Origin of the sequence: Microbacterium sp. (assembly GCF_044508325.1) — a bacterium.
GTDB lineage: Bacteria > Actinomycetota > Actinomycetes > Actinomycetales > Microbacteriaceae > Microbacterium.
In genome coordinates, this window is the sequence record NZ_JBIQHX010000001.1 from 19,232 (window position 1) to 32,614 (window position 13,383).

14 protein-coding genes are annotated in these 13,383 nt (G+C 70.1%); 1 reads left to right on the forward strand and 13 read right to left on the reverse strand.

The annotated features are described in order from the left end of the window. Positions 1–5: 5 nt before the first annotated feature. From ACIWQI_RS00105 to ACIWQI_RS00145, 9 genes are all read right to left on the reverse strand, one after another. Positions 6–368, reverse strand: coding sequence for a bacitracin resistance protein (locus tag ACIWQI_RS00105; protein WP_396655018.1), 363 nt, complete (start codon positions 366–368; stop codon positions 6–8). Then, positions 365–868: a DNA polymerase III subunit gamma/tau gene (locus ACIWQI_RS00110; RefSeq protein WP_396655019.1), complete on the reverse strand. Its 504-nt coding sequence runs from the start codon at positions 866–868 to the stop codon at positions 365–367. Before ACIWQI_RS00110 ends, ACIWQI_RS00105 begins: the two co-directional genes overlap by 4 nt. A 42-nt stretch (positions 869–910) precedes the next feature. After that, positions 911–2,284 (reverse strand): magnesium transporter, encoded by a 1,374-nt coding sequence (mgtE, locus tag ACIWQI_RS00115; protein WP_396655020.1) that lies wholly within the window; start codon positions 2,282–2,284, stop codon positions 911–913. 159 nt (positions 2,285–2,443) lie between these two features. Further along, a complete protein-coding gene (ilvC, locus tag ACIWQI_RS00120) occupies positions 2,444–3,469 on the reverse strand; it encodes a ketol-acid reductoisomerase (protein WP_396655021.1) in 1,026 nt (341 codons plus the stop codon). Positions 3,470–3,532: 63 nt separating this feature from the next. After that, on the reverse strand, positions 3,533–4,042 hold the full coding sequence (gene ilvN / locus ACIWQI_RS00125) for an acetolactate synthase small subunit (RefSeq protein WP_396655022.1): 510 nt from the start codon (positions 4,040–4,042) through the stop codon (positions 3,533–3,535). Between the two features lies 1 nt (position 4,043). Continuing rightward, positions 4,044–5,846: an acetolactate synthase large subunit gene (locus ACIWQI_RS00130; RefSeq protein ID WP_396655023.1), complete on the reverse strand. Its 1,803-nt coding sequence runs from the start codon at positions 5,844–5,846 to the stop codon at positions 4,044–4,046. A 42-nt stretch (positions 5,847–5,888) separates the two neighbouring features. Then, complete coding sequence (ilvD, locus tag ACIWQI_RS00135) at positions 5,889–7,607, reverse strand: dihydroxy-acid dehydratase (protein ID WP_396655024.1); 1,719 nt, start codon at positions 7,605–7,607, stop codon at positions 5,889–5,891. 9 nt (positions 7,608–7,616) lie between these two features. Continuing rightward, positions 7,617–8,447, reverse strand: a complete 831-nt coding sequence (gene otsB / locus ACIWQI_RS00140; protein ID WP_396655025.1) for a trehalose-phosphatase — start codon at positions 8,445–8,447, stop codon at positions 7,617–7,619. After that, positions 8,444–9,853 (reverse strand): trehalose-6-phosphate synthase, encoded by a 1,410-nt coding sequence (locus ACIWQI_RS00145; RefSeq protein ID WP_396655026.1) that lies wholly within the window; start codon positions 9,851–9,853, stop codon positions 8,444–8,446. Before ACIWQI_RS00145 ends, otsB begins: the two co-directional genes overlap by 4 nt. A 106-nt stretch (positions 9,854–9,959) precedes the next feature. Here ACIWQI_RS00145 and ACIWQI_RS00150 point away from each other — a divergent pair, with 106 nt between their 5' ends. After that, positions 9,960–10,214, forward strand: a complete 255-nt coding sequence (locus tag ACIWQI_RS00150) for a hypothetical protein (RefSeq protein WP_396655027.1) — start codon at positions 9,960–9,962, stop codon at positions 10,212–10,214. Between the two features lie 6 nt (positions 10,215–10,220). Here ACIWQI_RS00150 and ACIWQI_RS00155 read toward each other — a convergent pair whose 3' ends face one another. Genes ACIWQI_RS00155 through ACIWQI_RS00170 form a run of 4 tightly spaced genes read right to left on the reverse strand, consistent with a single transcriptional unit; the run spans position 10,221 to position 13,321 of the window. Next, positions 10,221–10,661, reverse strand: coding sequence for a GNAT family N-acetyltransferase (locus ACIWQI_RS00155; RefSeq protein ID WP_396655028.1), 441 nt, complete (start codon positions 10,659–10,661; stop codon positions 10,221–10,223). 25 nt (positions 10,662–10,686) lie between these two features. Next, positions 10,687–11,871 (reverse strand): acetyl-CoA C-acetyltransferase, encoded by a 1,185-nt coding sequence (locus ACIWQI_RS00160; RefSeq protein ID WP_396655029.1) that lies wholly within the window; start codon positions 11,869–11,871, stop codon positions 10,687–10,689. Continuing rightward, entirely contained in the window at positions 11,868–12,521 is a 654-nt protein-coding gene (locus ACIWQI_RS00165; protein WP_396655030.1) for a CoA transferase subunit B, read from the reverse strand. Before ACIWQI_RS00165 ends, ACIWQI_RS00160 begins: the two co-directional genes overlap by 4 nt. Further along, the gene (locus tag ACIWQI_RS00170; protein ID WP_396655031.1) at positions 12,521–13,321 is read right to left on the reverse strand and encodes a CoA transferase subunit A; all 801 of its coding nucleotides are present in this window, start codon (positions 13,319–13,321) and stop codon (positions 12,521–12,523) included. Before ACIWQI_RS00170 ends, ACIWQI_RS00165 begins: the two co-directional genes overlap by 1 nt. Positions 13,322–13,383: the final 62 nt, after the last annotated feature.

The window sequence follows — 13,383 nt, forward strand, 5'->3', positions numbered from 1 at the left end:
TGACGTCAGCCGAGCAGCGACGCTCCGTATGCTGCCGCGTAGGCGACGACATCGAGCCAGAACACGGCGACCAGGCCCAGCCCCGCGAGCATCACGAGCGCGAACTCCCACGCCCGGCGGCGCCAGCCGAGCCGGAAGGCGACGGCGAAGGCGACGAGGGGGAAGAGCACCGGCAGGATCAGCACGAACCAGCCGTACCCGTTCAACCCGAGCGGGCCCCCAGCCTGGGTGACCAGGAATGCCACGGCATTCCACACCGCGTAGGCGTAGAACAGGCCGAACAGGGCCGCGATCGCGACGACGACCCAGGTCGGCATCCGACGCGGAGCGGACGGGGATGCCGCGGCATCCGGTGTCACCTGGCTCACTGTCCCACCGCCCCGACCATGACGAACGGCCACGGCACCAGCAGCGCCGCGCCGGCGACCAGCCACACGATGCGCACCCACGTCTTCGCGTCGCGGGTGAGGAGGTACGTGGTGCCGAACCACAGCGGCGCCGCGAGCACCGCGAGCCACAGGGCGAACTGGTAGATCACCGGGCTGACGAGGAACTGCGCGACGCCTGCCAGTCGCAGCCCGCCCACGATCCACCCGATGGTGAAGAGCAGATAGACCCCGCCAAGCACTCCCAGGCCGATGAGTGCGGCGCCGCCCATCGGCTGCGGCTCGCCCGGTGCGACGGCGGCCGCCTCGCGGTCGGCGCGACCGACGCGCTCGGCGCCGGGACCGACCGCCGTGAACCCCTCCGGGAGCACGACGGGCTCTGCGCCGGCCGCTGAGGTGTCGGCATCCACGTCAGCGGTCTCGGCGAGCGTGGGGTCGTCGTCGCCCGCCCAGCTGAGGGCTTCGTCCCGTTCCTGTTCCACGCACTCAGCGTAGCCGCCGGGAGCGTCGCACCCCTCGCTGTGTCACAAGGACAGACCCAGAACCGTTCCGGCGATCAGGAAGTACACGATCAGCCCGGCCGCGTCGACGAAGGTGCTGATGAAGGGGTTGGAGAACACCGCCGGATCGACGCGGAGGGCGCGCGCGGTCATCGGCATGATTCCGCCGATGGCTGCGGCCATCGAGCAGACGGCGACGAGCGTCAGGCCGATGACCAGACCGATCGCCTGACCGTAGATCAATGCGGTGATCGCGCCGCCGAGAGCTCCCAGCAGCGATCCGAGGGTGACACCGACACCCAGCTCGCGCACGAGGACCTTCCACGTGTCACGGGGCCGCAGGTCACCGAGCGCGAGCGCTCGGGTGATGGTGGTCGCCGCCTGGTTGCCGGTGTTGCCGCCGATGCCGATCAGCAGCGGGACGAACAGCGCAAGCACCGCCAGCTGCTCGAGCGTCGCTTCGAAGACCGAGAGGACCTGGACGGTCAGCGTCGCCCCTATGGCCAGGACCAGGAGCCAGACGATCCGGGAGCTCGCCAGCGCGCGTATCGACGTGGCGAGGTACGGGCGACGCAGCGGCTCGACGCCGCCCTGGCGGGCAGCATCCTCCGTGTCCTCGAACTCGAGGATCCTGGCAGCGTCATCGATCGTGAGCACCCCGACCAATCGGGATTCGCTGTCGACGATCGGAAGCGCGAGGTGGCCGAGCCCCGCGCACTTACGCGCGGCCGCCTCGGCGGTCTGGTAGGCGGTCGCGACATCCGGGTGCCGCATGATGTCGGAGACGCGATCGCCGAGCTCCGCTCGCAGCAGATCACGCAGGGTCGCAATGCCCACCACACGACGCGAATCGTCGAGCACAGGCAGGGTGTACACCGATTCCGCGTCATCGAGGCGTGCACGGACCCGGGCCAGGGCGTCTCCCGCGGTCGAGTCGGAACGCGTCGACACATACTCCGGGGTCATGCGCCGGCCCACGGATCCCTTCGGATAGCCGAGGACCTCTGCGGTGAGCTGCCGCTCCTTCTGCGACAGTCCGGACAGCAGGCGCGGCGCGAGGGATGCGGGGAGCTCATCGAGCAGCCAGACGCGGTCGTCCGGGTCGAGATCGGCGAAGATCGCGGCGACTTCGGCATCCTGCAGCCCACGGATGAGATCGCTCTGCATGCGCGGGGAGAGCAGCTCGAAGACCTCGACGGCCGGGCCTTTGGGGAGCAGGCGATAGACGATGGCCCGCGCCTTCAGCGGCAGCCGCTTCAGCAGGGAGGACAGCTGCTCAGCGGATGCGGGAGCGGATGCGGGAGCGACCGCGTCGACGATCCCGGGGAAGTCATTGTCGTCGAGCAGCGACTGGATGCTGTCGACGAGTTCGTTCCCGTCGACCTGCTCTGGGTTCATGGGAAGGTCCTCTGGTGCGGATGGCGCCGCGCGACAAGGCTACGGGACGGAAGGTGCCGGAAGCAGGTGAAGTGACCCAGAACAGGGTGGATGCTCGGCATCCCACCTGTTCTGGGTCACTTGGCCTGCTCTGGGAACCGGCCGCTTGCGCGCCGTGGGTCAGCGCGCGGCGGAACCCTCCACGTAGTCCTCGTCCTGCTGCTTCCAGGCGAACAGGGCGCGCAGCTCCTTGCCGACCTCCTCGATCTGGTGCTGGGCCGCCTTCTCGCGCAGGGCGTAGAACTCCTTGCCGCCGCCTTCCTGGTCGTCGATGAAGCGCTGGGCGAACGCGCCGGACTGGATGTCGGCCAGCACGCCCTTCATATTCTCCTTGACGTGCGGGTCGATCACCCGCGGGCCCGAGACGTAGTCGCCGTACTCGGCCGTGTCGGACACGCTCCAGCGCTGCTTGGCGATGCCGCCCTCCCACATGAGGTCGACGATGAGCTTGAGCTCGTGCAGGACCTCGAAGTAGGCGATCTGCGGCTGGTAGCCCGCCTCGACGAGCGTCTCGAAGCCGTACTGGATCAGCTGCGAGACACCGCCGCACAGCACCGACTGCTCGCCGAACAGGTCGGTCTCGGTCTCCTCGGTGAAGGTCGTCTTGATGACGCCTGCCCGCGTGCCGCCGATGGCCTTGGCGTACGACTTCGCGACGTCCCACGCCTGACCCGAGGCATCCTGCTCCACCGCGATGATGTCCGGGATGCCGCGGCCGGCCACGAACTCGCGGCGCACCGTGTGCCCCGGAGCCTTGGGCGCGACGAGGATGACGTCGACGCCCTCCGGCGCCTGGATGTAGCCGAAGCGGATGTTGAAGCCGTGCGCGAACGCGAGGGTCTTCCCGGGCGTGAGGTGCGGCGCGATGTCCTCCGCGTAGATCTTCCGCTGGTGCTGGTCGGGCGCGAGGATCATGATCAGGTCGGCCCACTGCGCGGCGTCGGCCACGGACTTCACCTCGAAGCCCTCTTCGGTCGCCTTCGCGATCGACTTCGAGCCGTCGCGCAGCGCGACGACGACCTCGACGCCGGAGTCACGCAGGTTCTGCGCGTGGGCGTGGCCCTGCGAGCCGTAGCCGACGATCGCGACCTTCTTGCCCTGGATGAGGCTCAGGTCGGCATCGTCGTCGTAGAAGATCTCGGCCATGGGTGATTCTCCTTGTCTGGAAGATGGCGGGCGACCGGGTCCGGTCCCCGAGGTTGTCGAGGGTCAGTTGCGCAGCACGCGCTCGGTGATGCTCTTGCCGCCGCGGCCGATGGCGAGCATGCCCGATTGCGCGAGCTCCTTGATGCCGAACGGCTCGACCGCGCGCAGGAACGCATCCACCTTCCCACGGTCGCCGGTCACCTCGATCACGAGCGCATCCGGCGCGTAGTCGACGATCGAGGCGCGGAAGAGGTTGACGACCTCGATGATGTTGGAGCGGGAGCTGTTGTCGGCCCGCACCTTCACCAGCACGTGGTCGCGCTGCACCGAGGCGGCAGGGTCGAGCTCGACGATCTTGATGACGTTGACGAGCTTGTTCAGCTGCTTGGTGACCTGCTCCAGCGGCAGCGCCTCGACGTCGACGACGACGGTGATGCGGGACAGGCCCGGCACCTCCGTGACGCCGACGGCGAGCGATTCGATGTTGAAGCCGCGCCGGGCGAACAGCCCCGCGACGCGGGTCAGCAGGCCCGGCTTGTTCTCCACCAGGAGGCTCAGCACGTGACTGGGCATGTCAGTCCTCCTGCTCGAAGGCCGGCGCGTGGTCGCGCGCGTACTGGATGTAGCTGTTGCTCACGCCCTGCGGAACCATCGGCCACACCATGGCGTCGGCGCTCACGACGAAGTCGATGACGACGGGACGGTCGTCGGTCTCCAGCGCGGTCGTGATCGCGGCATCCACGTCCTCCTCCTTCTCGACGCGGATCGCCAGGCAGCCGTACGCCTCGGCGAGCTTGACGAAGTCGGGGATGCGGACGGTGCCCGCTCCCGTGTTGAGGTCGGTGTGCGAGTAGCGCCCGTCGTAGAAGAGGTTCTGCCACTGGCGCACCATGCCCAGCGAGGAGTTGTTGATGATCGCGACCTTGATGGGGATGCCGTTGATGGCGCAGGTCGCCAGCTCCTGGTTGGTCATCTGGAAGCAGCCGTCGCCGTCGATCGCCCAGACCACGCGGTCCGGCTCGGCGACCTTCGCACCCATCGCCGCCGGCACGGCATAGCCCATGGTGCCCGCGCCCCCGGAGTTGAGCCACGAGTTGGGCCGCTCGTAGGCGATGAACTGCGCCGCCCACATCTGGTGCTGGCCGACACCGGCGGCGTAGATCGCCTCGGGCCCGGTCAGCTCGCCGATCCGCTGGATCACGTACTGCGGCGACAGCAGTCCGTCGGTGGTCGGCGTGTAGCCGAGCGGGAACTCGTCGCGCAGGCCGTCGAGGAACGACCACCACTCCGCGATGTCGGGCCTGCCGTCCTGGGTCGCTGCGCGGAACGCCGACTCCAGGTCGACCAGCACATCGCGCAGGTCCCCCACGATGGGCACGTCGGCGACACGGATCTTCGAGATCTCGGCGGGGTCGATGTCGACGTGCACGATCTTCGCGTGCGGGGCGAACAGCGCCGCCTTGCCCGTCACGCGGTCGTCGAAGCGGGCGCCGAGGGAGACGATGACGTCGGCCTCCTGCAGCGCCAGCACCGCCGGGACCGTGCCGTGCATGCCGGGCATGCCCAGGTGCTGCTGGTGCGAGTCGGGGAACGCGCCGCGCGCCATCAGAGTGGTCACCACCGGCGCGCCGGTGGTCTCGGCGAGGGTGCGCAGCTCGGCCGACGCCTGGGCGCGGATGACGCCCCCGCCCACGTACAGCACCGGCTTGCTCGCGTGCGCGAGAAGCTGCGCCGCCGCCTGGATCTGCTTGCCGTGGGCCTTGGTCACCGGGCGGTAGCCGGGCAGGTCGAGCTTGGGCGGCCAGACGAACGGCACCTCGGCCTGCTGCGCGTCCTTGGTGATGTCCACCAGCACCGGGCCGGGTCGGCCGGTCCCGGCGATCTCGAACGCGGACGCGATCGCGACGGGGATGTCCTCGGCCCGCTTGACGAGGAACGAGTGCTTCGTGATCGGCATCGTGATGCCGACGATGTCGGCCTCCTGGAAGGCGTCCGTTCCCATGAGGTTCGAGAACACCTGCCCGGTGATGCACACGATCGGCACCGAGTCCATGTAGGCGTCGGCGATGGCGGTGACGAGGTTCGTGGCGCCAGGCCCGGAGGTCGCGATCGCGACGCCGATGCGGCCGGATGCCGCGGCATAGCCTTCAGCGGCGTGACCGGCGCCCTGCTCGTGCCGCACCAGGACGTGGCGGATGTCCGAGGTGTCCATCAGCGGGTCGTACACCGGGAGGATGGCTCCCCCGGGCAGCCCGAAGACATCGGTGACGCCCAGCAGCTCGAGCGAGCGGACGACCGCCTGCGCTCCGGAGAGCACGGGCGCGGACGCAGTGCGACCAGGTGGCCGGGGCACGGCCTGAGCGGTTTCGGCGGACATGTTGGGTTCCTCGTGTCGATGACGGATGAAGCGGATGCCGGACTACCCCGTGACCGCGCCCTCCGCGGCGGAGCGCACGAGCTTGGAGTACTTGGCAAGGACGCCACGGGTATAGCGCGGGGGAAGCGGCTGCCAGCCGGAGCGGCGGGAGCTCAGCTCTGCCTCATCGACGAGTAGATCGAGAGTGCGAGCTGCGATATCGACCCGTATCAGATCACCATCGCGCACGAACGCGATGGGACCTGCGTCCACCGCCTCGGGTGCAATGTGGCCGATGCACAGGCCGGTTGTGCCGCCGGAGAATCGACCGTCCGTCAACAGTAGTACATCTTTCCCGAGCCCAGCGCCCTTGATGGCGGCGGTGATGGCGAGCATCTCACGCATCCCCGGGCCGCCCTTCGGGCCCTCGTAGCGGATGACGACGACGTCGCCGGGGGCGATCTGGCCGGCCTCGAGCGCGTCCATCGCGGCGCGCTCGCGCTCGAAGACCCGGGCCGGGCCCTCGAAGACGTCGGCGTCGAAGCCGGCCGACTTGACCACGGCGCCCTCGGGCGCCATCGACCCGATGAGCACGGTGATGCCGCCGGTCTTGTGGATCGGGTCGTCGATGCGGCGGATGACCTCGCCGTCGATCGGATCCGGGTTCAGCTCTTCCAGGTTCTCGGCGAGCGTCTTGCCCGTGACCGTCAGCGCGTCGCCGTGGAGCAGTCCCGCCTCCAGCATCCCCTTCATGATCACGGGGATCCCGCCGTGGCGGTCGACGTCGTTCATGACGTACTTTCCGAACGGCTTCATGTCGCCGATGTGCGGCACGCGGTCGCCGATCCGGTTGAAGTCGTCCAGGCCCAGTTCGACCTCGGCCTCGTTCGCGATGGCGAGCAGATGCAGCACGACGTTGGTCGAGCCGCCGAGCGCCATGGCGAGCGCGATCGCATTCTCGAACGCCTCCCGGGTGAGGATGTCGCGGGTCGTGATGCCCTGGCGCAGCAGGTTCACGACGGCCTCGCCGGAACGGCGGGCGAAGTAGTCGCGCCGGCGGTCCGCCGACGGCGGCGCGGCGGAGCCGGGAAGGCTCAGGCCCAGCGCCTCGGCGACGGAGGCCATCGTGTTGGCCGTGTACATGCCTCCGCACGCGCCCTCGCCCGGCGCGAAGGAGCACTCGATGCGCTTGAGGTCGGCCTCGCTCATGCGACCCGCCAGGCACGCGCCGACGCCCTCGAAGGAGTCGATGATGGTGATCTCCTTCTCGGTGCCGTCGCTGAGCTTGACCCAGCCGGGGGCGATGGACCCGGCGTAGAGGAAGACGCCGGCGAGGTCGAGCCGCGCCGAAGCCATGAGCATCCCGGGGATCGACTTGTCGCAGCCGGCCAGCAGCACGGTGCCGTCGAGGCGTTCGGCCATGACGACCGTCTCGACCGAGTCGGCGATGACCTCCCGCGACACCAGCGAGAAGTGCATGCCCTCGTGGCCCATCGAGATGCCGTCCGAGACCGAGATCGTGCCGAACTGCAGCGGGTAGCCGCCGCCGGCGTGCACGCCCTCCTTGGCTCCCTGGGCGAGGCGGTCCAGGCTCAGGTTGCAGGGCGTGATCTCGTTCCAGCTCGACGCGATGCCGATCTGGGGCTTGTCCCAGTCGGCGTCGCCCATCCCGACGCCGCGGAGCATGCCCCGCGAGGTCGTGGCCTCGATGCCGTCGGTGACGACACGGCTGCGGGGCTTGATGTCGATGGCGGTGTCGGGCTGGCGAGGCGTCTCGGGCATTCTCGAAGTCTATTCCTGGGCGGTGGTGCGGGATTCGGCGGCGGGGGCGCCGCGCAGCGCGGCGTGCCTTCGGGCGAGGTCGCGCAGCAGTGCGGCGAAGGCGGGGATGTCGGGCACCGTCAGCTGTGCGGCCGTGCGCCGGTCGCCGACGCGGACGCCGAGGTCGTCGGGTCCGAGGCTGCGCAGCGCATCCTCGTCGGTGATGTCGTCGCCGGCGAACAGGACGCAGGTGGCGCCCACGGTCTCGCGCAGGCTCGCGACGGCGGTGTCCTTCCCCTCGTGGCGGAAGGAGTACTCCACGATGTTATGCCCTGTCCGACGTCGCCAGTGCGCCGCGTGCTCGCGGACGATGGCGTCGACGAGCTCGTTCGCCGCGGCGCCGTCGGCGGGCGTGGCCCGTCGCGTGTGGACGCCGAACCCGAAGGTCTTCGGCTCGATCCACACTCCGTCCAGCTGCGCGGTCGCCTCCGTCGCCGTCGCGCGCAGGCGGTCGCGCAGCGCCGTGTCGTCGTCGGCGTCGAGCGGCTCGATGGCGCCCTCGCCGGGGTACCAGTACTCGGCGCCGTGCGAGCCGGCCAGCATCAGCGGAGAGTCCTCGCGGTGCTCGGCGATGATCTCGAGATCGACGAGGCTGCGGCCGGAGACGAGCGCCACCTGCACATCGGGCAGCCGCGTCAGCTCGTCGACCGCCGCGCGGGCGGCGGGATGCATCCGGACCGCCATCGGGTCGTCCGCCAGCGGCGCCAGGGTCCCGTCGAAGTCGCACGCGACCAGCAGCCGGTCGGCCCCGGCGATGCGGTCCAGCTCGGTGGCGATCTGCTCCGCGGTGGACAGCGTCATGCGTCCTCCTTGTGCCGCCGCGCCGCCTCCAGCGCGTCCAGGAACGACCGCGACCACAGATCGATGTCGTTGTCGACGACCCGGCGGCGCAGCGCCCGCATGCGTCTGCCCTGCTCGGCGCCGGGCATCTCGATCGCGCGCATGAGCGCCTGCTTGAGGGCGTCGATGTCGTGCGGGTTGACCCGCAGCGCCATGCCGAGCTCGTCGGCGGCTCCGGCGAACTCGCTGAGGATCAGCACGCCCCGGTTGTCGATGCGGCTGGCCACGTACTCCTTCGCGACGAGATTCATCCCGTCGCGCAGGGCCGTCACGAGCATGACGTCGGCGGCGAGGTACAGCGCGACCATCTCCTCGCGCGGGTGCGTCTGATGCAGGTAGCGGATGGCGGTGTGCCCGAGCGTGTCGAAGTCGCCGTTGATGCGCGAGACCGTCTGCTCGATCTCGTCGCGCAGCTGGACGTAGGCATCCACCCGCTCCCGGCTGGGGCTTGCAACCTGCACGAGAGTCACGTCCTCGACCTGCAGCCGACCTTCGCTCAGCAGCTCGCCGTAGGCCTTCAGCCGGTGCCGGATGCCCTTGGTGTAGTCGAGCCGGTCGACGCCGAGCAGCACCGTGCGAGGACTGCCCATGCTCTCGCGGATCTCGCGCGCCCGCGCCTGCACCTCGGGGCGCTGGGCGAGCTCGATGTAGGCGGCCGCGTCGATCGAGATCGGGAAGGCGCGCGCCAGTGTCGTGCGCGACCCGCCGTCCGCGGTCGGCACGCGGATGCCGGACGCCTTCGTCTCATAGTGCAGCAGCCGTCGCACGCACGCGGCGAAGTTGCCGGCATCAGCGACCCGCTGGAAGCCGATGACGTCGGCGCCGAGCAGTCCCTCCAGGACCTGGCGTCGCCACGGGAGCTGCGAGTACAGACCGTATGCCGGGAACGGAATGTGGTGGAAGTAGCCGATCGTCAGGTCGGGGCGCGCCTCGCGCAGCAGCGACGGCACCAGCTGCAGCTGGTAATCGTGCACCCACACCGTCGCGCCCGGCGCCGCCGAGGATGCGGCCGCCTCCGCGAAGCGCCGGTTCACGCGGACGTAGGCGTCCCACCACACCCGCCGGTACCGCGGCGCCGAGATGACGTCGTGGTACAGGGGCCAGATCGTGTCGTTCGAGAAGCCTTCGTAGTAGCTGGCGACCTCGTCGGCGGAGAGCGCGATCGGCACGAGATCGATGCCGTCCACGGTGAACGGATCGATCTGCAGATCGGCGCGACCGGGCCAGCCCACCCATGCTCCGCGGGTGCGCCGGACGACCGGCTCGAGGGCGGTGACAAGGCCTCCGGGGGAGGTGCGCCACCCCCCGTCGTCGTCACGGTCCACGGGAAGTCGGTTCGCCACCACGACCAGGTCGGCTCGAGACACGCTGCACTCCTCGCGGGGTATCGTCTTCGCGTTCTCAGGCTATCGCGCTCCGCCGCCCCGGCCGGGCGGGGTCCCCTGCGGGCGGCGCACCGGGTAGCGTGTGAGGATGCGCAAGTACCTCTTCGGCACAGGCATCATCAGCGCCGTCTTGAGCGGCCTGACGCTGCTTCGCGCTCTGCGGGAAGGCGAGCGCTTCACCTGGCGCACAGCACTGGCCTGGGTGAGCTGGGCGATCACGCTCCTGCTCGCCGTCGGCGCGATCGTCGACACCCGACGCGCCTCGACCGGGCACCTCGTGCCGCAGGACTCCCCCGTTGCAGGCAGGGAGACGAAGCTGCTCAAGAAGCGACTCCGGCACTGACACCGCTCAGGCCAGCGTGACCTCGTAGTGCACGAAGCCCGTGTCGGCGGCGACCTTGTCGTACAGCCGGCGCGCGGTGTCGTTGGTCGACTGCGTCAGCCAGTACAGCTTGCTCGCCCCGGCGGCCGTCGCAGCCTCGGCCACGTGGGCGATCAGCGCGCGACCGGTGCCGCCGCCGCGGACGCCCGGCACGACGAAGAGGTCCTCCAGGTAGCAGTACGGCTCCAGGCTCCAGGTCGACGGGTGGAACAGCCAGTGCACGAGGCCGATGACCCGGCCCTCGTCGTCGCGCGCCAGCGCACCGTGCACGCCGTCCCCCGCGACGAGCCGCTGGAAGACGGCGTCGGTGACGCCGTCTTCCAGCTCGGACTCGTAGAACTCGAGGTAGGCGTGCCACAGCGGCAGCCACTGGTCGCGGTCCGCCTCGGTCACAGGATGGATCGTCACCCTCCGACCGTACCGGTCCCCCGGGTCAGCGCGTGAGGATCAGCGCCTCGCCCTGACCGCCGCCGCCGCAGAGGGCGACCGCCGCCGTCCCGGTGCCGCGACGGACCAGCTCGTGCACGGCGTGCACGACGAGCCGGTTCCCCGACGCGCCGATCGGGTGCCCGATCGCGATGCCGCCGCCGTGCGGGTTGACGACGTCGTCCGAGAGGCCGAGCTCGCGCTGCGAGCGGGCGACGACGGCGCCGAACGCCTCGTTGATCTCGACCACGTCGAGATCGGATGCCTGCAGCCCCTGCTTGTCGAGAGCCTTCGCGATCGCCTGAGCCGGCTGCGCGTGCAGCGAGTTGTCCGGGCCCGCCACCTGACCCGAGGCGCCCACGACGGCCAGGACCGGCCAGCCCTGCTCGTCGGCGTGCGCGCGCGTGGTCACGACCACCGCCGAGGCCCCGTCCGAGATCTGCGAGGAGTTGCCTGCGGTGATCGACCCGCCCTCGGCGAACGCCGGGCGCAGCGCGGCGAGCGTGTCGACCGTGGTCTCGGGACGGATGCCCTCGTCGCGGTTGACGACGACCGGCTCCCCCCGCCGCTGCGGGATGGAGACGGGCACGATCTCGGCGTCGAAGACGCCCGCATCCCATGCTGCCGCGGCGCGCTGGTGCGACCGCGCCGCCACGGCATCCTGGTCCTCGCGGGTCACCTCGAAGCGGCCGTTGAGGCGCTCGGTGGAAAGCCCCATGCTCTCGGCGTCGTAGGCGTCGGTGAGGCCGTCGTAGGCCATGTGGTCGAGCACTTCGACCGAGCCGTACGCCCATCCGTCGCGCGAGCCCATGAGCAGGTGCGGCGCGCGCGTCATCGATTCCATGCCCGCCGCCACGACGACCGAGGCGTCGCCGACCCGGATCATGCGCGCGGCGTCGATCACGGCGGTCAGCCCCGACAGGCACACCTTGTTCACGGAGGCGGAGTGGACGTTCCAGGGCACGCCGGCGCCGACCGCGGCCTGGCGGGCGGCGTTCTGCCCCGCCCCGGCCGCCAGCACCTGGCCGACGAGCACGGCGTCGACGGCGTCGGCCGGGATGCCGCCCTTCTCGAGGGCGCCCGCGATCGCGGCGCTGCCCAGCTGGACCGAGGTCAGCGCGGCCAGCTGCCCCTTCAGCCGTCCCTGCGGGGTGCGGGCGGCGGCGACGATGACGATGTCGTCGGTGTTCATGCGACCTCCTTCAGGTCGTCCGAGATGATCAGTTCGGGCTCGGTGGCGGCGACGACCTCGGCCACGGTCACCCCCGGAGCGAGTTCGACCAGCACGAGGCCCTGATCGGTGACGTCGATGACGGCGAGGTCGGTGATGATGCGGTCGACGACGCCCCTGCCGGTCAGCGGCAGCGAGCATTCGTTCACGATCTTGGCCGATCCGTCCTTGGCGACGTGCTCCATGAGCACGATGAGCCGGCCGGCGCCGTGCACGAGGTCCATCGCCCCGCCGGGACCCTTGACCATCTTCCCGGGGATCATCCAGTTCGCCAGGTCGCCGTCCTTGGAGACCTGCATGGCACCGAGGATCGCGGCGTCGATCTTGCCGCCGCGGATCATCCCGAAGCTCGTCGCGGAGTCGAAGAACGCGGTGCCCGGCAGTGTCGTGACCGTCTCCTTCCCGGCGTTGATCAGATCCGGGTCGACGTTCTCCTCGGTCGGATAGGGCCCGACGCCGAGGATGCCGTTCTCCGACTGCAGGACGACGGTCACGCCCTCGGGGACGAAGTTGGGCACCAGGGTCGGCAGCCCGATCCCGAGGTTGACGTAGGCTCCGTCGGCCAGTTCCTTCGCCGCGCGCGCGGCCATCTCGTTGCGGGTCAGTCCCATCACTTCTCTCCGGTTCCTGAGCTCGTCGACACGTCCGCGGCCTGGACCGTGCGGCGCTCGATGCGCTTCTCGATGTCGGGGCCGACATGCACGATGCGGTGCACGTAGACGCCCGGCAGGTGCACGGCGTCCGGGTCGATCTCCCCCGGCTGGACGAGCTCCTCGACCTGCACGATGCAGATGCGGCCTGCCATCGCCGCGAGCGGGTTGAAGTTGCGGGCCGCCTTGTTGAAGACGAGGTTGCCGTGCCGGTCGGCGCGCTTCGCGTGCACGAGGGCGTAGTCGGTGACGATCGCCTCCTCCAGCACGTACTCGCGCTCGGTCCCGCCCGGCGCGAACGTGCGCACGTCCTTCGGGGGCGACGCGACGGCGACGCCGCCGCTGCCGTCGTACCGGCGCGGCAGCCCGCCCTCGGCGACCTGTGTGCCCACGCCGGTCTGCGTGAAGAACGCGGCGATGCCCGAACCGCCCGCGCGCAGCTTCTCGGCGAGGGTCCCCTGCGGCGTCAGCTCGAGCTCGAGCTCGCCGGAGAGGAACTGCCGTTCGAACTCCTTGTTCTCGCCCACGTACGACGACGTCATCTTCCGGATGCGCCGGTCGTTGAGGAGGATCCCGAGCCCCCAGTCGTCGACCCCGCAGTTGTTCGACACGATCGACAGATCGCCCGTCCCCTGCGCGTGCAGCGCCTCGATGAGCTTCATCGGGTTGCCCGACAGTCCGAACCCGCCGACGGCGAGACTCGCTCCGTCGGGGATGTCGGCCACCGCCTCCGCCGCAGAACCGTACGTCTTGTCGATCACTTCCACTCCTTCGTGTGGGACGTTGTGCGCAGTTCCATGGTGCTCCTTCGCGCCGGCCTGCG